The organism is Paracoccus saliphilus (genome assembly GCF_028553805.1).
In the GTDB taxonomy this organism is placed as follows: Bacteria; Pseudomonadota; Alphaproteobacteria; order Rhodobacterales; family Rhodobacteraceae; genus Paracoccus; species Paracoccus saliphilus.
The window spans coordinates 4,304,521-4,320,995 of sequence record NZ_CP067140.1 but is presented as its reverse complement, the minus strand read 5'-3'; the positions used below and the strand labels follow the sequence as shown (position 1 = coordinate 4,320,995).

General features: G+C 61.3%; 18 protein-coding genes. 14 read left to right on the top strand and 4 right to left on the bottom strand.

Annotation, left to right across the window (positions count from 1 at the left end; genetic code table 11):
- Nucleotides 1-76 precede the first annotated feature (76 nt).
- Entirely contained in the window at nucleotides 77-724 is a 648-nt protein-coding gene (locus JHX88_RS20715) for a DsbA family protein (protein ID WP_076522170.1), read from the bottom strand.
- Entirely contained in the window at nucleotides 724-1,263 is a 540-nt protein-coding gene (locus JHX88_RS20710; protein WP_076522794.1) for a DUF721 domain-containing protein, read from the bottom strand. Before JHX88_RS20710 ends, JHX88_RS20715 begins: the two co-directional genes overlap by 1 nt.
- A gap of 85 nt (nucleotides 1,264-1,348) precedes the next feature.
- Between JHX88_RS20710 and mutY the strand changes: the two genes are divergently transcribed.
- From mutY to cysN, 7 genes are all read left to right on the top strand, one after another.
- Nucleotides 1,349-2,374: an A/G-specific adenine glycosylase gene (gene mutY / locus JHX88_RS20705; protein WP_076522169.1), complete on the top strand. Its 1,026-nt coding sequence runs from the start codon at nucleotides 1,349-1,351 to the stop codon at nucleotides 2,372-2,374.
- Between the two features lie 10 nt (nucleotides 2,375-2,384).
- Nucleotides 2,385-3,524 carry an alkane 1-monooxygenase gene (locus JHX88_RS20700; protein ID WP_076522168.1) on the top strand — a complete coding sequence of 380 codons (1,140 nt, stop codon included), beginning with the start codon at nucleotides 2,385-2,387 and terminating at the stop codon, nucleotides 3,522-3,524.
- A 26-nt stretch (nucleotides 3,525-3,550) separates the two neighbouring features.
- Complete coding sequence (locus JHX88_RS20695; protein WP_076522167.1) at nucleotides 3,551-4,309, top strand: 5-oxoprolinase subunit B family protein; 759 nt, start codon at nucleotides 3,551-3,553, stop codon at nucleotides 4,307-4,309.
- Complete coding sequence (locus JHX88_RS20690) at nucleotides 4,306-5,319, top strand: 5-oxoprolinase subunit C family protein (protein WP_076522166.1); 1,014 nt, start codon at nucleotides 4,306-4,308, stop codon at nucleotides 5,317-5,319. The genes JHX88_RS20695 and JHX88_RS20690 overlap by 4 nt, the downstream gene beginning before the upstream one ends.
- Nucleotides 5,316-6,074, top strand: coding sequence for a LamB/YcsF family protein (locus JHX88_RS20685; protein WP_076522165.1), 759 nt, complete (start codon nucleotides 5,316-5,318; stop codon nucleotides 6,072-6,074). Before JHX88_RS20690 ends, JHX88_RS20685 begins: the two co-directional genes overlap by 4 nt.
- Nucleotides 6,075-6,259: 185 nt before the next feature.
- Nucleotides 6,260-7,195 carry a sulfate adenylyltransferase subunit CysD gene (gene cysD / locus JHX88_RS20680; protein WP_076529199.1) on the top strand — a complete coding sequence of 312 codons (936 nt, stop codon included), beginning with the start codon at nucleotides 6,260-6,262 and terminating at the stop codon, nucleotides 7,193-7,195.
- Entirely contained in the window at nucleotides 7,195-9,117 is a 1,923-nt protein-coding gene (gene cysN, locus JHX88_RS20675) for a sulfate adenylyltransferase subunit CysN (RefSeq protein ID WP_076529201.1), read from the top strand. Before cysD ends, cysN begins: the two co-directional genes overlap by 1 nt.
- Before the next feature lie 60 nt (nucleotides 9,118-9,177).
- Here cysN and JHX88_RS20670 read toward each other — a convergent pair whose 3' ends face one another.
- Together JHX88_RS20670 and pcaQ are read right to left on the bottom strand one after the other, a co-directional pair.
- Nucleotides 9,178-9,531: a hypothetical protein gene (locus JHX88_RS20670; protein WP_076527810.1), complete on the bottom strand. Its 354-nt coding sequence runs from the start codon at nucleotides 9,529-9,531 to the stop codon at nucleotides 9,178-9,180.
- A gap of 73 nt (nucleotides 9,532-9,604) precedes the next feature.
- The gene (gene pcaQ, locus JHX88_RS20665; protein ID WP_076527808.1) at nucleotides 9,605-10,519 is read right to left on the bottom strand and encodes a pca operon transcription factor PcaQ; all 915 of its coding nucleotides are present in this window, start codon (nucleotides 10,517-10,519) and stop codon (nucleotides 9,605-9,607) included.
- An 88-nt stretch (nucleotides 10,520-10,607) separates the two neighbouring features.
- Here pcaQ and pobA point away from each other — a divergent pair, with 88 nt between their 5' ends.
- From pobA to JHX88_RS20630, 7 genes are read left to right on the top strand one after another with little or no spacing between them, the layout of a single operon-like run.
- A complete protein-coding gene (gene pobA / locus JHX88_RS20660; protein WP_076527807.1) occupies nucleotides 10,608-11,777 on the top strand; it encodes a 4-hydroxybenzoate 3-monooxygenase in 1,170 nt (389 codons plus the stop codon).
- Nucleotides 11,777-12,565, top strand: a complete 789-nt coding sequence (gene pcaD, locus JHX88_RS20655; protein WP_076527805.1) for a 3-oxoadipate enol-lactonase — start codon at nucleotides 11,777-11,779, stop codon at nucleotides 12,563-12,565. Before pobA ends, pcaD begins: the two co-directional genes overlap by 1 nt.
- Nucleotides 12,558-12,950 (top strand): 4-carboxymuconolactone decarboxylase, encoded by a 393-nt coding sequence (gene pcaC / locus JHX88_RS20650; RefSeq protein ID WP_076527803.1) that lies wholly within the window; start codon nucleotides 12,558-12,560, stop codon nucleotides 12,948-12,950. The genes pcaD and pcaC overlap by 8 nt, the downstream gene beginning before the upstream one ends.
- A complete protein-coding gene (gene pcaH, locus JHX88_RS20645; RefSeq protein ID WP_076527801.1) occupies nucleotides 12,947-13,669 on the top strand; it encodes a protocatechuate 3,4-dioxygenase subunit beta in 723 nt (240 codons plus the stop codon). The genes pcaC and pcaH overlap by 4 nt, the downstream gene beginning before the upstream one ends.
- 2 nt (nucleotides 13,670-13,671) lie before the next feature.
- Nucleotides 13,672-14,292, top strand: coding sequence for a protocatechuate 3,4-dioxygenase subunit alpha (gene pcaG, locus JHX88_RS20640; RefSeq protein ID WP_076527800.1), 621 nt, complete (start codon nucleotides 13,672-13,674; stop codon nucleotides 14,290-14,292).
- 8 nt (nucleotides 14,293-14,300) lie between these two features.
- Nucleotides 14,301-15,134, top strand: a complete 834-nt coding sequence (locus tag JHX88_RS20635) for a 3-oxoadipate:acetyl-CoA acetyltransferase (RefSeq protein WP_076527797.1) — start codon at nucleotides 14,301-14,303, stop codon at nucleotides 15,132-15,134.
- On the top strand, nucleotides 15,131-16,405 hold the full coding sequence (locus JHX88_RS20630) for a lyase family protein (protein ID WP_076527795.1): 1,275 nt from the start codon (nucleotides 15,131-15,133) through the stop codon (nucleotides 16,403-16,405). Before JHX88_RS20635 ends, JHX88_RS20630 begins: the two co-directional genes overlap by 4 nt.
- The last annotated feature ends 70 nt before the right edge of the window (nucleotides 16,406-16,475 follow it).

Below are 16,475 nucleotides of genomic sequence, written 5' to 3'. Positions count from 1 at the left end.
GGACTGGTCGCACCGGTTCACTTGGACTTCATATCACGAATGTCACTGGCGACGGGTCGAAACCCGACCGCCCATTCTATTCCGCAGCGGTGTCAGCTTCGGCGAGCTTGTCGTCGATGATCTTCTTCAGCTCGTCCCAAGGCTGGTTCTGCACTTTCTCACCGCCGATGATGAAGGTCGGTGTGGCCTCGATCTCATCGGCAGTGGTGTTCTGCTGGAAGGTCGCGATCAGGCTTTCGGCCTTGGCGCTGTCATCCCAGCAAGCGGTCATCTGCTCTTCGTCCATTCCTGCCTTCAGACCGATCTTGCGCAGGTTCGCGGCAATCTGTTCGCCCGAGTCGCCTTCAAGCCATTTCTTTTGTTCGTCGAACAACATGTCCGAGACGGCATAGTATTTGTCGTCGCCTCCGCAGCGGGCGAGAATCCCGGCCCACAACCCGACAGCATCGAAATAGACATCCCGCTGGATAAAGCGAACCTTGCCCGTATCAACATATTCGGATTTCAGCTTTGGCCAGTTCTGATCGTGAAAATTCGCGCAATGGCCACAGGTGAAGCTGGCATATTCGACGATGGTCAGTGGTGCATCTTCGGCTCCAAGCGCGATATCGGGAACGGTTTGCGCTTCGCTGGCTTCGGTTTCCCCGGTCGCCGTGGCGTCCTGGGCCAGAGCAGGTGAGGCCAGCGATAGCGCCAGCGCGGCAGCAACAGAACGGATGAACATCAAGAGTCCTTTCGGTTTTTTCGGGAAGAGAGGTTCAGTGCCAGCCGGGCCATTGCCTCGGCCAGATGAGGATCCTCAAACTGCGCGGCAACCTTATGGGCCCGGGCTTCTGCCTGCGGGTCCGGGGGTGTTGCGATGCGTGGTGGTGCAGGGGTGAATTGCGCCTGCCCTTCGGCAAAGCCGGTCGCGGCCGTTTGAGTCAGCACGATCTTCTGTATCGCGTTATAGCCGTAGCAGGCGTTGACACGTTCGCGAAGTTGCGGAAGCTGCATTTCGACCATGGGCGCGGCAGGCCCCGAGGTCAACAGGGTCAAGGTGGCACCGAACCCGCCCCGGCTGTGGCTGATCCGGATCGGGCGGGTTGCCCGTGCCAATTGCTCGCCAGCGATCTCTGGCCAATGGGTCAGCAGGCGGGTGACGGCAAAGCCCCGGCCTTCCGCGGCTTTCTGGACGCGCTGCGCCAGCAGGCTAGAGGCCGCTTCAAAGCCTCTTTTGCGACGGTTTGTCCGTTTTTGTTGGCGCTGCGGTGTCTGGGCCATGCCTGCCTGATCGGTTATCACATACACATCCTTAACCAGCAGGAGCCCCAGATGAAAGCGCGCCGAAAGGATGGAGTTCTGAAAATTGCGTGACAGCAAGGTGATCGGACAGCAGATTCTGAAATGGTATGACCGGCATGCGCGGTCCCTGCCATGGCGTATTCCTCCGGGTGGCGATACGGCCGATCCCTACCGCGTCTGGTTGTCCGAGGTGATGCTGCAGCAAACCACGGTCGCTGCCGTGAAATCCTATTTCGAGCGTTTCACCAGCCTTTGGCCTACCGTCGATGACCTGGCCGCGGCAGAGGACGCACATGTGATGGCCGAATGGGCCGGGCTGGGCTATTACGCTCGTGCCCGCAATCTTCTGGCTTGTGCACGCATCGTGTCGGATGCGGGCGGTTTTCCGACGACCCGAGAGGGGTTGCAGGCATTGCCGGGCATCGGCCCTTATACCTCGGCCGCTATCGCTGCGATCGCCTATGATGCAGATGAAACGGTTGTCGACGGCAATGTCGAGCGGGTCGTAGCCCGGCTATTTGCGGTTGAAACGCCGTTGCCCGCAGCAAAGCCCGAGTTGATCGCACTGGCTGAAAGACTGACTCCGCAAGAACGGCCGGGGGATTACGCTCAGGCAATGATGGACCTTGGCGCGACGATTTGTGTTCCACGTAATCCGGTTTGTGGGGTTTGCCCTCTGATCGACGAATGCGAAGCGCGCCGGCGGGGGATCGCGGCAGATCTTCCACGCAAGGCTCCGAAAACCGCTAAACCGAACCGGAGCGGTATCGTGTGGGTGGCCCGGCAAGGGGAAAGCCTGCTGCTGGAAGAGCGTCCGGTCAAAGGTCTGCTGGGCGGCATGCTGGCCTTCCCCTCTGCCGGATGGGATGGACGCGACTTGCCGCCGCCCGGCAAAGCCGATTGGCGAGAGATCGGTGAGGTGCGGCATGTGTTCACGCATTTCAACCTGTCGTTGCGTGTGCTGCTTGGTGATCTGGACGGCCGCCCGGAGCGCGGGCATTTCGTTTCCCTGCGGCAAATTGACCGAAACGGGTTGCCGGGGTTGATGCGCAAGGTCTGGGATGTGGCGCGCGCGGAAATCGTGGCGTAATATCGCGACCATGAGCAGCAAATCACCAAATACCCTGCCCGCAGCGGCTCCATTCTGGATGTCGGTTGTCATGCCGCCCCTGGTCGCGCTGGCTGCCGTGAAGGGTGGGCTGTGGTGGATGCTTCTGCCCGCATATGCGTGGTATCTGACCACGGCGCTGGATGGTGTTCTGGGGCTGAACGAGGATAATCCCGACACGGAAACCGGCCTCGCACAGTTATTCTGGCACCGTGCGGTCACGATCGTCTGGTTCCCGCTGCAATTCGCGACGATTTTCGGTGTGATCTGGTATGTGACGTCCTCTGGGCATCTGTCAGGGCTGGAAACGCTTGGCCTGTTCTTTGGCATCGGGGTGCTGTCGGGTTCGGTCGGCATCGTCTATGCGCATGAGCTCTTGCACCAGAAAACCGTGCTGGAGAGATGGCTGGGCGATCTGCTCTTGGGGTCGGTCCTCTATTCGCATTTCCGGACAGAGCATCTCCTGGTTCATCATTCATGGGTCGCGACGCCCCGTGACGCGGTTTCTGCCCGCTACAACGAAGGCTTCTTTCGCTTCTTCTGGCGGGTGTTGCGCGATGGCCCAAAGAGTGCCTGGCGGGCCGAAACGCGTTTTCTGGCGCGTGGCGGAAAGGGACCGTTTGATCGGCGCAACCCGTTCTGGCGCTATGCGGCAATACAGGCGGCGATGCTGATGCTGGCATTGCTGTTAGGCGGCTGGCAGGGGTTGCTGCTGTTCATGTTCCAGGCCTTCATCGCCGTCTGGCAACTCGAATTGACGAATTATGTGGAACATTATGGGCTGACCCGGCGCTATCTGGGCGATGGCCGGTATGAGCGAATCCTGCCCCGGCACAGTTGGAACGCGTCGCATACGGGCTCGAACTGGCTGCTGATCAACCTGCAGCGCCACTCGGATCATCATTACAAACCGGATCGGCGGTTTCCGCTGTTACAGACATATGGCGAGGATGAGGCACCCCAGCTGCCTCTGGGATACCCGGCGATGACCTTCGTGGCCATGGTTCCGCCTTGGTGGCGGCGGCGGATGAACCCGCGAGTGCGCGCGTGGCGGCGGCAATTCTATCCCGATATCGAGGATTGGGGGCCGTATAACCGGGGCGAGCTTCCGATGCCGCGCAACGCGCTCTGAACCCGGCAGGCGCCCGAGGACTTTTGATGGAATGTGAAACTGACATCTCAGCAAAGCCTGATCCCCGAGTGTTTTGGGCCGGAGTGGATGGGGTGCTGCTGCGTTTTGCCCTGACGCCAGAGTCCGGGGCAATGACGGCCACACAGCTTTTGGCCGCCGATTTGGAGCACCGAACCCCCTCCGGGACAGTCGAGATTGCACCGGGGCTTGTATCCGTGTTGCTGCGTTTCGACCCGGCGAGAACGCAGCGGGATGTCTTGGCCAAGGAGATGTTGGCGCGTGCGCGGCAAATCATGCAGGGACCGCTCGATATTCCTGACTCCGCGCGGCGCTGGACCATTCCGGTGGCATTTGGTGATGCAGACGGTCCGCAGCTTTCCGAGGTGGCGCAGGCGGTGGGTTGCAGCCCCGATGCAGCCATTCGCCAGATTTGCGAGACGGAATTACGGGTTCTGGTAATCGGCTTTGCCCCTGGTCAACCCTATATCGGCCTTTTGCCAGAGGCATGGGATCTACCGCGCCAATCCGAGTTGACGCCGACGGTTCCGGCGGGCGCTGTCGTTGTCGCCGTGCGGCAGATCGTGATGTTCGGCGCGGCCTCCGCGACCGGCTGGCGGCAGGTCGGACGCAGCGCCTTTCGCAGCTTTCGCCCCGAACGCGATACGCCGATGCCGTTGCGGGCGGGCGATGCGATCCGCTTTGCACGCGTTTCCGTGTCCGAGATCGAAGCGCTGGAGCAGAAGGCCGATGGTCTCGGCGGTGCGCAGCTCGAGGTGCTGCGATGACCTCTTTGCTCTTGCGTCGCGCTGACGGGATCTTGACGGTTCAGGACATGGGGCGTTCGGGGCATCTGGCCAAGGGCCTGTCGCGCGGCGGTGCCGTGGACCGGCAGGCGTTGATCGAGGCCGCGGTCCTGCTAGGGGCTGATGAGCCGCTATCGGGAATCGAAATGGCGGGCGCGGGCGGCCTGTTCGAGGTCGAGCAGCCAATGCGTATCGCCTTGACCGGTGCGCCGATGGTGGCGACGTTGGACGGGGTGCCACTGCGCTGGCATGCGTCGCATTCGGTGAAACCGGGACAGATTCTGCATATCGGTGGAGTGCAGGCAGGAAGCTATGGTTACCTGACTCCAGGCGGCGGAATGGCAAGCGATGAATGGCTGGGCAGCCAGGCTGCGCATCTGAGTATCGGTATTTTCTCGCCTCTGGCGCCAGGCGCTCTGCTGACCGGCCCCGATCCCTGCCCGGATGCGCCGCCACGGGTGATCGATCCGGTCGCGAGGTTCAATGGCGGCAAGGTCAGGGTGATCGATGGGCCGCAAACCGGACTGTTCGCCGATGACGTGCTTGGCGCCTTCTTCGAAACCGAATTCACCCGCTCTGATCGTGGAAACCGGCAGGGCGTAAGGTTCGATGCCGATCGCGGATTTGCGTCGGAACATGCCGCGGGTCTTGCCTCGGACTTGATCGGGCCGGGTGATCTGCAGATGACCGGCGACGGTGTACCTTTCGTCTTGCTGGCCGAATGCCAGACCATCGGCGGATATCCTCGTCTCGGTACGATCATTCCCATTGACTTGCCAATCGCGGCACAGGCTGCTCCCGGCACGAAGTTGCGGTTCCAGAGGATAGCGCTGGACGAGGCCGACAGGCTTTGGCAGACCGAGAGGCAGCAAGTGCGGACCGCTGTAGCCCGCTGTCGTCCGCTGGTCCGCGACCCGGCAATGATAACCGACCTGTTGGGTTTTCAACTGATCGGCGGTGTCACTGCGGGGGACGAATTGGAGGAACGATGATGCGCGTCGACCTGAACTCGGATATGGGCGAAAGCTTCGGGCCGTGGAAGATGGGCGAAGATGCCGCCCTGCTGGATATCGTGACTTCGGCCAATATCGCTTGCGGTTTTCATGCCGGAGACCCGGATGTAATGGCCCGGACCATGACCCGTGCCCACGCGAAGGACGTGGGTATCGGAGCGCATCCGGGTTTTGCCGATCTGCAGGGCTTCGGTCGCCGCCGCATTCGGCTTGGCGCTGAGGAGCTCGCCAATATGGTCGCCTATCAACTGGGGGCGGCGCAGGGTATCGCCCGCGCGGCAGGGGCCGAGATTCGGCACCTCAAGCTGCATGGCGCGTTGTCGAACATGGCGACCGATGAGCCCGACATCGCACGGACATGTTACGAGGCGGCATTGAAGGTCGATCCGGACTTGATCCTCGTGGTGTTGGCGGGCACCGGGATGGAGGCCGCTGCGCGCGATCTCGGAGCGGCATATGCGGGCGAAATCTTTGCTGACCGCGCCTATAACGACGATGCTTCACTGGTCGACCGTAGCCAACCCGGTGCGGTGTTGCATGACCCTGCAGATGCAGGGCAGCGCATGGTGCAGATGGTTCGAGAAAGTGCGATCATCACCGGTAGTGGAAAGCGGATCTCCTGCCGCATCGATACGATTTGTGTGCATGGTGATTCGTCCGAAGCCGTGGCGATGGCGGCAGGGGTGCGGCATGCATTGGTTGAAGGTGGAATCGATGTCAGGCGCTTTGGTTGAACCACGGTCTGCGCCCGGCGGACGGGATCATCACGGCTTTTGTTCTTGCACAGTCTGAATACATGGGAAAATCGCCTGACCCTGGCGCAGATCACCAGAATGTTGGGCGTTATTCCGCCGCCCCTCTTGGTATTGCCGCCGAGATCTGCCAAATGCCACCCCGTATAAGAAATGAGTTCATAGCCATGACAACCCAGCCTGCCACTGACACTGAAATCAGCCCGGCCACGCTGACCCATTTGCAGCGTCTCGAAGCTGAAAGTATTCATATTATGCGCGAGGTTGTGGCCAATGCCGACAACCCCGTCATGCTGTATTCCGTTGGAAAAGATTCTGCCTGCATGCTGCATCTGGCGAAGAAGGCCTTTTATCCGGCCCCGCCGCCCTTTCCGCTCCTGCATGTCGATACGACATGGAAGTTCCGCGCCATGTATGATCTGCGCAATCGTGCCGCCGAAGATGCAGGCATGAAGCTGATCGTGCATCACAATCCCGAAGCCGTAGAGAAGGGAATTAACCCGTTCGATCATGGCAGCCTTCACACCGACATGTGGAAGACCGACGGTCTGAAACAGGCACTGACGAAGTATAACTTCGACGTGGCCTTTGGCGGTGCCCGCCGTGACGAAGAGAAATCGCGCGCCAAGGAGCGCATCTTCTCGTTCCGTTCGGCCAATCACCGTTGGGATCCCAAGAACCAGCGCCCTGAATTGTGGCGGCAATATAACACCCGCAAGGCCAAGGGAGAATCGATCCGCGTCTTCCCGCTGTCGAACTGGACCGAACTGGATATCTGGCAATACATTCATCTCGAGAATATCGAGATCGTGCCGCTGTATTTCTCGGAACCTCGCCCGGTGGTGGAGCGTGACGGGCTGTTGATCATGGTCGATGACGACCGCTTCCCGCTGCGCGAGGGCGAAGAACCGCAGATGAAATCGGTGCGTTTCCGCACGCTCGGCTGCTATCCTCTGACGGGCGCGGTCGAGTCCGAGGCAAGCACCCTGCCCGAGGTCATTCAGGAAATGCTGCTGACCACCACTTCGGAACGGCAGGGGCGCGCGATTGATCATGATCAATCCGCCTCGATGGAGAAGAAGAAGCAGGAGGGGTATTTCTGATGACCCTTGATACCAAAGACCCCGTTTATGTCACGGACTCGCTGATTGCCGAGGACATTGACGCCTATCTGTTGAAGCATCAGCACAAGACCATGCTGCGCTTCATCACCTGCGGTTCGGTGGATGACGGCAAATCGACGCTGATCGGGCGGTTGCTCTATGACAGCAAGATGATCTTCGAGGATCAGCTTGCCAGCCTTGAAAGCGATTCCAAGAATGTCGGCACGCAGTCGGGCGAGATCGATTTCGCGCTTCTGGTCGACGGTCTCGCAGCCGAGCGCGAGCAGGGCATTACCATTGATGTCGCCTATCGCTTCTTCGCGACGGACAAGCGGAAATTCATCGTCGCCGACACGCCGGGGCATGAACAGTATACCCGTAACATGGTCACCGGCGCCTCGACCGCCGATCTGGCCGTTATCCTGATCGATGCGCGTCAGGGTGTGCTGACCCAAACTCGGCGGCACAGCTACCTGGTGAACCAGCTTGGCATCCGCAACGTGGTGCTGGCGGTGAACAAGATGGACCTGGTCGATTACTCGGCCGAGCGGTTCTATGAAATCGTCAGCGATTATTCGCATTTCGCCAAGCAGATCGGTATGGAAAGCTTCCAGCCGATCCCGATCTCGGGGCTGAAAGGCGACAATATCGTCAGCAAGAGCCCGAACATGGAATGGTTCCAGGGCCCGACCTTGCTGGGCCATCTGGAAGACGCCCCGATCAGCGAAGCGCGGTTGCAGGATCATCCTTTCCGCATGGCGGTGCAGTGGGTAAATCGTCCGAATCTCGACTTCCGCGGTTTTGCCGGACAGATCGGCGCGGGCGTAGTGCGTCCGGGCGATCCGATCCGGGTTCTGCCTTCGGGCAAGACCACCAAGGTCAAGTCCATCGTGTCCTTCGATGGAAATCTCGACCAGGGGGTTGCCGGACAATCCATCACGCTGACCTTCGAGGACGAGATCGACTGTTCGCGCGGCGATGTGATCGTCAAGTCGGACGAGCCCTGCGAGGTTGCCGACCAGTTCGAAGCCACGCTGGTCTGGATGTCCGAAGAGGAAATGCTGCCGGGCCGTCCCTATATCCTGAAGATCGGCACCCAAAGTGTCACTGCGACGGTCACCGAGCCGAAATACGAGGTGAACGTCAACACGATGGAACAACTGGCCTCCAAGACCCTGGGGCTGAATGCCATCGGCGTGGTCAATATCTCGACCGACCGGGCGATTCCGTTCGAGGCCTATGATCAGAACCCCGATCTGGGCGGCTTCATCCTGATCGACCGGCTGACCAATGCGACGGTCGCGGCGGGCATGATCCGTTTCGCCCTGCGCCGCAGCCAGAACATCCACTGGCAGGCTGTCGATGTGGACCGCGACGCCCACGCCGCCCTCAAGAACCAGAAGGCTGCCGTGGTCTGGTTCACGGGTCTGTCTGGTTCGGGCAAATCAACCATCGCCAATATCGTCGAGAAGAAGCTGCATGCCCTTGGCAAGCACACCTTCCTTCTGGATGGCGACAATGTTCGTCACGGGCTAAACCGCGACCTGGGCTTTACCGATGCCGACCGGGTGGAAAACATCCGCCGCGTCGGCGAGGTGGCGCGCCTGATGACCGATGCCGGGCTGATCGTGCTGACGGCCTTCATCTCGCCCTTCCGGTCCGAGCGTCGGATGGTGCGCGATCTGATGGCCGATGGTGAGTTCCTCGAGGTATATGTCGATACCCCGCTGGAGGTGGCCGAAGAGCGTGACGTCAAGGGGCTGTACAAGAAGGCGCGTTCGGGCGAGTTGAAGAACTTCACCGGCATCGACAGCCCCTATGAAGAGCCCGAAACCGCCGAGTTGATCGTGAACACGGTTGAACTGACTGCCGAAGAGGCTGCCGAGAAGGTGGTCGAACGCATTCTCAGGGCATCGCGCTGATCTGATTGTGAGATCGACGCCGGCCTCGGAAAATCCGGGGCCGGCGTCTTTACTCTCGGCTTAGTCGAGCTCTACCTTGGTCCTGACACCGGACCAGCCGTCCACGAGGCACCGAGCCTCGATCTCGACTGCCGTGACATCTTCCGGAATATCGACACCGCTCAAGGAGCGTGTGAATGGCTGTTCGGCCACATGCGGATGGGCAAGGATTCGCAGGCCAAGCTCGTTTCCATCCATGTCCAGAACCCGCCAGGCATCGGCATAATGCTCCCACCCGGTATCGGGGTGGGATACGGTGACGTTGAAATGCCAGCTATCACCCTGCCTTTCAGCCTGAACGTTTTCGATGATCGGCGCATCGGCAAGGACCGGCAATGGCAAGAGGCAGAATATCAAAGCGGCAACATGTTTCATGCCTGAAACCTACCCGACCCGCAGAATATTCTAAGTCACGTCTATGTGTCTGGTCAGGCTCATGCCCTCGGCATCACGCGAGTTCCAGCTGCGACACAGCACGCCCCACGGCTTGCACAAACAATTGTCGTGCCGTGGTCTCAGTCTGCTCGGCACGAGCCATCAATCCGACCGGTCCCTCGGTTGAACTGGTGGCGACCGGCAGGCGGACCAGCTGCCTCTGCTCTATCTCGCGTGCCACCACTCCGGCAGAGATGAACCAGATCGCGTCGCTACCCGGCAGATAGGCGCGCCCAAATGCGCCCGATACTGTTTCGATCCGCCTTGCGGGCATGGGAATGCCTTCGGCAATCAGCAACCGCTCGACAAGAGGCCGGATCGCTGCCCAGGGTGCGGGATAGATCACCGGCCAATCGACAATCCGGCGCAGATCTGGATCGGAAAGGATCGGGTGACCCGGACGCACCACGATCGCGACCTCTTCGAGATAAAGCTGGGTGAAACTGAGACCACGCATGGTTTCAGGCGCGCCCAGCCTGCCGATCACCAGATCCAGATCGCCGGAACGCAGCAAGCCGGTCAGATGCTCATGCGAGCCATCTGCGATGGTCAGCCGTATTTCCGGCGCCAGTGCGGCAAGCTGTGTCACCGCCTCTGGCATCAGCCGTGCCGCTACCGATGGCAACGCGCCGACCCGCAGCTGCATCGCACCCTCGCGCCCGGCCTCGTCGATTCCCGCCAGCCCCTGTTCCAGCGCCGACAGGCTGCTCTGCGCGAAGCCGTGAAAGAACTCTCCCTGCGGTGTCAGCGCCACGCCACTTCGATTGCGGGTCAGCAATTCGGCGCCGATGATGTCCTCCAGTTCGGACAGTGTCCGGGAAATGGCGGGTTGGGTCAGGAACAATCGTTCTGCCGCGCGTTTCAAACTCCCCTGCCTGACGATCTCGGTCAGGGCCTGCAAATGGCGGATCTTGATGCGGCGGTCCATAATTTCCCAATTTGGTAACTATATCGACAATTATCTCATTTTACTTGGTGATTTCCATATGTGATCCTCTGGTCGACAGGAGGACATCATGCGCACACAGGTTGCCATCATCGGTGGCGGGCCGTCTGGCCTGTTGCTGGGTCAGCTTTTGCATCGCCGAGGGATCGATGCGGTAGTACTGGAGCGCAAGACCCGTGACTATGTGCTGGGCCGGATTCGGGCAGGGGTGCTGGAAACCGGTTTCGTGCGGCTGATGGAAGAAGCGGGGGTCGCTGACCGGCTGCATCGCGAGGGCCATGTCCATGACGGCACCCAAATCGCCGTTGCTGGCGAGATGTTCCATATTGATTTCAAGCGTCTGACGGGCACGCCGGTGATCGTCTACGGCCAGACCGAAGTGACGCATGACCTTTATGACGCACGCGAGGCGGCAGGTGCGAACACGGAGTTCGAGGTGGATCATGTCGCGATCCACGACGCAGAAAGCGACCGGCCATTCGTCACCTATCAGCAGAACGGCCAGGAGCATCGCATCGACTGCGATTTCGTGGCGGGCTGCGATGGCTTCCACGGCATCAGCCGCCAGGCCATCCCGCTGAGGGTGCGGCGGGAATACGAGAAGACCTATCCATTCGGCTGGCTCGGAGTTCTGTCCCGCACGCCACCGGTGCATCACGAACTGATCTATGCCAATTCCGAGCGCGGTTTCGCACTCTGCTCGATGCGCAATGAAAACCTGTCGCGCTATTACGTCCAATGCGCCTTGTCGGATCACCCCGAGGACTGGACCGATGCCGCCTTCTGGCAGGAGCTCAAGCGCCGCATACCCGCAGATGTGGCCGAGCACCTGATCACCGGATCGAGCATCGAGAAATCCATCGCTCCTTTGCGTTCCTTCGTGACCGAACCGATGCGATGGGGCCGGCTTTTCCTGTGCGGGGACGCAGCCCATATCGTACCGCCCACCGGTGCCAAGGGGCTGAACACGGCGGCCAGCGATGTCCACTACCTGTATAACGGTTTGCGCCAGTTCTACGAAGAGGGCGACAGCGAAGGCATCGACCGCTACTCTGAGCGGGCGCTGCTGCGGGTCTGGAAGGCCGAGCGCTTCAGCTGGTGGTTCAGCGGGTTGCTGCACCGATACCCGGATCAAAGCCGCTTCGATCTCAAGATGCAGCAGGCCGATATCGCCTTCCTGCGCGACAACGAGGCGCAGCAACGGGCTTTCGCGGAAAACTATGTGGGGTTGCCTTACTGATGCTGACAGCGAATGTGAACGGAGTGGATCTGCATTACGCCGATCACGGACCCAAGCACGGCCCGGCGCTGGTATTCGCCAACTCGCTCGGAACGGATTTCCGGCTATGGGATGTACTGCTGCCCCATTTGCCGGAAGGATTGCGACTGGTGCGATACGACAAGCGCGGACATGGCCTGTCCGGGGAAACACCCGGCCCCTATAGCATCGACCAACTTGCCGATGACGCGGCCGGGTTGATCCGGCATCTGGGCCTGTCGGATGCGGTGTTCGTCGGCCTCTCCATCGGCGGGCTGATCGGGCAGTCTCTCGCCATGCGTCACGGCGAATTGCTTCGGGCGCTGGTCATATCGAACAGTGCGGCAAAAATCGGCGATAGTGCCATGTGGCAGGATCGTATCGCCGCAATTCGCCAAAATGGCCTGCCAAGCATCGGCCCGGCGACGATGGAACGCTGGTTCTCGCCTGATTTCCGGGCCTCGGGGGCAGCGGCGCCCTGGAAGCGGATGCTCGAACGCCAGCCGGTCGGCGGATATATTGCCTGTTGCGAAGCGATTGCCGCCGCGGATCTGCGCGAGGCGGCGGCGCGTCTCGACCTGCCCACCCACCTTATCGCGGGGGATCTGGACGGCGCGACCCCGCCCGATCTTGTCAAATCCACCGCCAATCTGATTGCCGGGGCGCGGATGGACGTGATTTCGGGCGCGGGCCACCTGCCCTGCGTCGAGGCGCCCGCCACCTATGCCGATATCCTGACCCGTTTTCTCAAGGAGGTCGGCCATGTCTGACCGTTACGCCGAAGGTATGCAGGCCCGCCGCGAAGTGCTGGGGGATGCCCATGTTGACCGCGCCGAGGCGAACAAGACCGAATTCGACCGGCCTTTCCAGGACCTGATCACCAATTCTGCTTGGGGAACGGTCTGGGCAAGCGACGGGATCAGCCGCCGGGAGCGCTCGATGCTGACCCTGGCGCTTCTGGCGGCGACCGGGAATTTCGAGGAGATCCCGATGCATATACGCGCCACCGCCCGCACCGGCGCGTCCCGGCGAGATGTGCTGGAGGCGTTTCAGCATGTCGCCATCTATGCCGGTGTGCCGCGCGCCAACCATGCGCTGAAACTGGCAAAGCAGACCTATGCCGAAATGGACATGCAAGAGGAGGCCAGCCGATGAAGCCAGCCGAATATTACCAGCGCGACCGGACTCTGCATCCCCCTGCGCTGACCCCGGATTACAAGACGACGACAGCGCGCAGCCCGCGTTATTCGCTGATTTCATTGCAGAACTCCGTCAGCGAGATCACCGGTCCGACATTCGGCCATAGCGATATCGACCCGCTCGACAACGATCTGGTCCGCAACTACGCCAAGGATGCCGACCCGGTGGGAGAGCGGATCATCCTGCATGGCCGGGTGCTGGACGAGAATGCCCGCCCGGTCCCCAACACGCTGGTAGAGATCTGGCAGGCCAATGCCTCGGGGCGGTATCGCCACAAGAAGGACAGCTATCTCGGTGCGCTCGATCCGAATTTTGGCGGCTGCGGGCGGGTATTGACCGACGAGAACGGTTATTATTTCTTCCGCACTATCAAGCCGGGCGCCTACCCTTGGCGGAACTGGGTCAATAGCTGGCGGCCTGCGCATATTCATGTTTCGGTTTTCGGTTCGGCATTCGTGCAGCGGCTGATTACCCAGCTTTATTTCGAAGGCGACCCGCTGATTCCGCATTGCCCAATCGTCAAGACCATCCCGGACCCCGACGCGATCGAACAGTTGATCGCCAGATTAGACCTGAACGCCACGATCCCGCTCGACGCTATCGCCTATAAGTTCGATATCGTGCTGAGGGGCCGCCGCTCGACGCTGTTCGAGAACCGGCTGGAGGGGAACTGAACATGCCGCAGAAGCTGGATTACCTGCGCGAGACCGCCTCACAGACCGCTGGCCCCTATGTCCATATTGGCCTTGCACCGGGGGCTGCGGGTTTCGACATCTACGGGCAGGAACTGGGCCGGGACATTGCCGGCCCGAATGCCAGGGGCGAGCGTATCCGGGTCGAGGGGCTGGTGATCGACGGCATGGGCTCGCCGGTCAAGGATGCGCTGGTCGAGGTCTGGCAGGCCAATGCCGACGGGCACTACGCCCATCCCGAAGGCGGCGGCCCGGTCGAGGAGGGCTTTCGCGGTTGGGGTCGCGTGATCACCGATTTCGAGACCGGTGAATGGGGCTTTGACACCGTCAAGCCGGGCGCCGTGATGGGCCGCAACGGTCGCATGATGGCACCGCATATCAACCTGTGGATCGTTTCGCGCGGGATCAATATCGGGCTGAATACGCGAATGTATTTCAGCGATGAGGAACAGTCGAATGCCGTTGATCCGGTGTTCAACCTGATCGAATGGGAACACCGCCGCGCCACCCTGATCGCGCAGCGTTCGGATCGCGACGGCATCCCAGTCTATCGCTTTGACATCCGCCTGCAAGGCGATAACGAAACCGTCTTCTTCGATATCTGAGGCCGATCATGACCAATCCCTGCATCATCTGCGTGGCCATCACCGGCTCGCTTCCGACCAAGGAAAACAACCCGGCGGTTCCGATCACCGTGACCGAACAGATCGAATCCACGCATGAGGCATTCGAGGCCGGCGCGAGCATCGCCCATTGCCATGTCCGCGACGATGACGGCAAACCGACCAGCGATCCCGACCGCTTTGCCGCGCTGAAAGATGGGATCGAGAAACACTGCCCCGGCATGATCGTGCAGTTGTCGACGGGTGGCCGCTCGGGGGCCGGACAGGCGCGTGGGGGAATGCTGCCCCTGCGCCCGGACATGGCCTCGCTTTCCGTCGGGTCGAACAATTTCCCGACGCGGGTCTATGAAAACCCGCCCGATCTGGTGGACTGGCTGGCCTCGGAAATGGTCGCATATGAGGTCAAGCCAGAGATCGAGGCATTCGATCTGTCCCATATCTTTCAGGCCGCAAAGATGCACAAGGATGGCCGGATCAGCGAAACCCCCTATGTGCAATTCGTGATGGGCGTCAAAAATGCCATGCTGGTGGATCGCGAAGTGTTCGATTTCTACGTTCACACGGTCAAACGCCTGTTTGGAGAGGATGCGCCGTGGTGCGCCGCCGGGATCGGCGCCAACCAGATCGTGCTGAACGAATGGGCGATTTCCGCGGGCGGGCATGCGCGCACGGGGCTGGAGGACAATGTGCGGTTGGACCGTGACACCCTTGCCCCTTCGAATGCGGCGCTGGTGCGTCGTGCGGTGGAACTATGTGACAAGTATCGGCGTCCCGTGGCAAGCTGCGCCCAGGCAAGAGAGATTCTGGGATTGCGTGCCGCATGATGCTGACCGACGGGCTGTTTGGCGACGAGGAACTGGGCGGTGTGATGGGCGCCTCTGCCCAGATCGCCGCCATGCTGCTGTCCGAGGCCGCATTGGCGCGGGTGCAGGGGCGGCTCGGCATCATCCCCAAGGACGCCGCACAGGCCATCTCCACGACCGCAGAGGCGCTGCATCCTGCCCCCGCCAGTCTGACAGAACCTACCGCGAGGGCTGGAATCGGCGCGCAGGCGGTTGTCGGGGCGCTGAAAGCGGCCTGTGGGGATGATGCCGGATGGGTCCATTTCGGGGCGACCTCGCAAGACATTCAGGACACCGGCCTGATCCTGCAACTGCGCGAGGCCCTGTCGATCATCGAGGGGCGTATCAAGGCGCTGGACCGGGTGCTTGCCATCAAGGCGACGGATCACGCCACCCTGCCCGTTCCTGCCCGCACGCGCTTTCAAATCGCCGCGCCGACGACCCTTGGCGCGAAGATCTCCGTCTGGCGTGCCCCGCTTATCCGGCATCTGGACCGGCTTGCAGAGTTGCGGCCGCGCCTGCTGAATGTTTCGCTTTACGGTGCGGCAGGAACCGGCGCGGCACTTGCTCCGCGCATGGGGGAAATCCGGGCTGCGATGGCGGCCGAGCTGGAACTGGATGCACCATCGATTCCATGGCATGCCACCCGTGACGCGATTGCGGAACTTGGCGGCTGGCTGGCGCTTGTCACCGGCTCACTCGGCAAGATCGGCGCCGACCTGATCCTGCTGGGTCAATCCGAGATCGCCGAGGTCAGCGCAGGCACCGGCGGCGGCTCTTCCACCATGCCGCAGAAATCCAACCCGGTCGCAGCCGAGGCGCTGGTCAGCCTCGCCCGTCTGAATGCCGGGGCGGTAGGCACGCTGCATCAGGCGATGATCCACGCGCAGGAACGCGACGGCTCTGCCCTGGCGCTGGAATGGCAGACCCTGCCCGATATGATCATCCGCACCGGTGCCGCGTTGCGCCTGGCGTATGATCTTGCCGATACGCTTTCCCCCTGCCCGGCCCGTATTGACGCGACATTTGCCAATGATCGCGGCGCGATGATGGCCGAGGCCGCCGGTTTCCACCTGTCCCGCCATATGCCCCGCGTCGAGGCGTTGAAACTTGTTGCCGCCGCCTTGACCGAGGTCGCCGCCAGCGAGACCGAGACGCTGGTGGGCGCCCTGTCCCGTCTTGCTCCGGACCATGATTGGCACACCCTTCTGGTGCCTGCGGAAAATATTGGCGATGCCGGTTCAGCGATTTGATGCGGCGTTGTGATCACAAATACCGGCATCGGGACAGTTGCAGTGAAATGCGGCCCCTGCTAGGGCAAAT

Bases quoted from the DNA above. Each gene is read 5' to 3' on its own strand.
- JHX88_RS20715 (WP_076522170.1), bottom strand. From the start codon at position 724: ATGTTCATCCGTTCTGTTGCTGCCGCGCTGGCGCTATCGCTGGCCTCA.
- JHX88_RS20710 (WP_076522794.1), bottom strand. From the start codon at position 1,263: ATGGCCCAGACACCGCAGCGCCAACAAAAACGGACAAACCGTCGCAAA.
- JHX88_RS20700 (WP_076522168.1), top strand. From the start codon at position 2,385: ATGAGCAGCAAATCACCAAATACCCTGCCCGCAGCGGCTCCATTCTGG.
- JHX88_RS20695 (WP_076522167.1), top strand. From the start codon at position 3,551: ATGGAATGTGAAACTGACATCTCAGCAAAGCCTGATCCCCGAGTGTTT.
- JHX88_RS20690 (WP_076522166.1), top strand. From the start codon at position 4,306: ATGACCTCTTTGCTCTTGCGTCGCGCTGACGGGATCTTGACGGTTCAG.
- JHX88_RS20685 (WP_076522165.1), top strand. From the start codon at position 5,316: ATGATGCGCGTCGACCTGAACTCGGATATGGGCGAAAGCTTCGGGCCG.
- cysD (WP_076529199.1), top strand. From the start codon at position 6,260: ATGACAACCCAGCCTGCCACTGACACTGAAATCAGCCCGGCCACGCTG.
- cysN (WP_076529201.1), top strand. From the start codon at position 7,195: ATGACCCTTGATACCAAAGACCCCGTTTATGTCACGGACTCGCTGATT.
- JHX88_RS20670 (WP_076527810.1), bottom strand. From the start codon at position 9,531: ATGAAACATGTTGCCGCTTTGATATTCTGCCTCTTGCCATTGCCGGTC.
- pcaQ (WP_076527808.1), bottom strand. From the start codon at position 10,519: ATGGACCGCCGCATCAAGATCCGCCATTTGCAGGCCCTGACCGAGATC.
- pobA (WP_076527807.1), top strand. From the start codon at position 10,608: ATGCGCACACAGGTTGCCATCATCGGTGGCGGGCCGTCTGGCCTGTTG.
- pcaD (WP_076527805.1), top strand. From the start codon at position 11,777: ATGCTGACAGCGAATGTGAACGGAGTGGATCTGCATTACGCCGATCAC.
- pcaC (WP_076527803.1), top strand. From the start codon at position 12,558: ATGTCTGACCGTTACGCCGAAGGTATGCAGGCCCGCCGCGAAGTGCTG.
- pcaH (WP_076527801.1), top strand. From the start codon at position 12,947: ATGAAGCCAGCCGAATATTACCAGCGCGACCGGACTCTGCATCCCCCT.
- pcaG (WP_076527800.1), top strand. From the start codon at position 13,672: ATGCCGCAGAAGCTGGATTACCTGCGCGAGACCGCCTCACAGACCGCT.
- JHX88_RS20635 (WP_076527797.1), top strand. From the start codon at position 14,301: ATGACCAATCCCTGCATCATCTGCGTGGCCATCACCGGCTCGCTTCCG.
- JHX88_RS20630 (WP_076527795.1), top strand. From the start codon at position 15,131: ATGATGCTGACCGACGGGCTGTTTGGCGACGAGGAACTGGGCGGTGTG.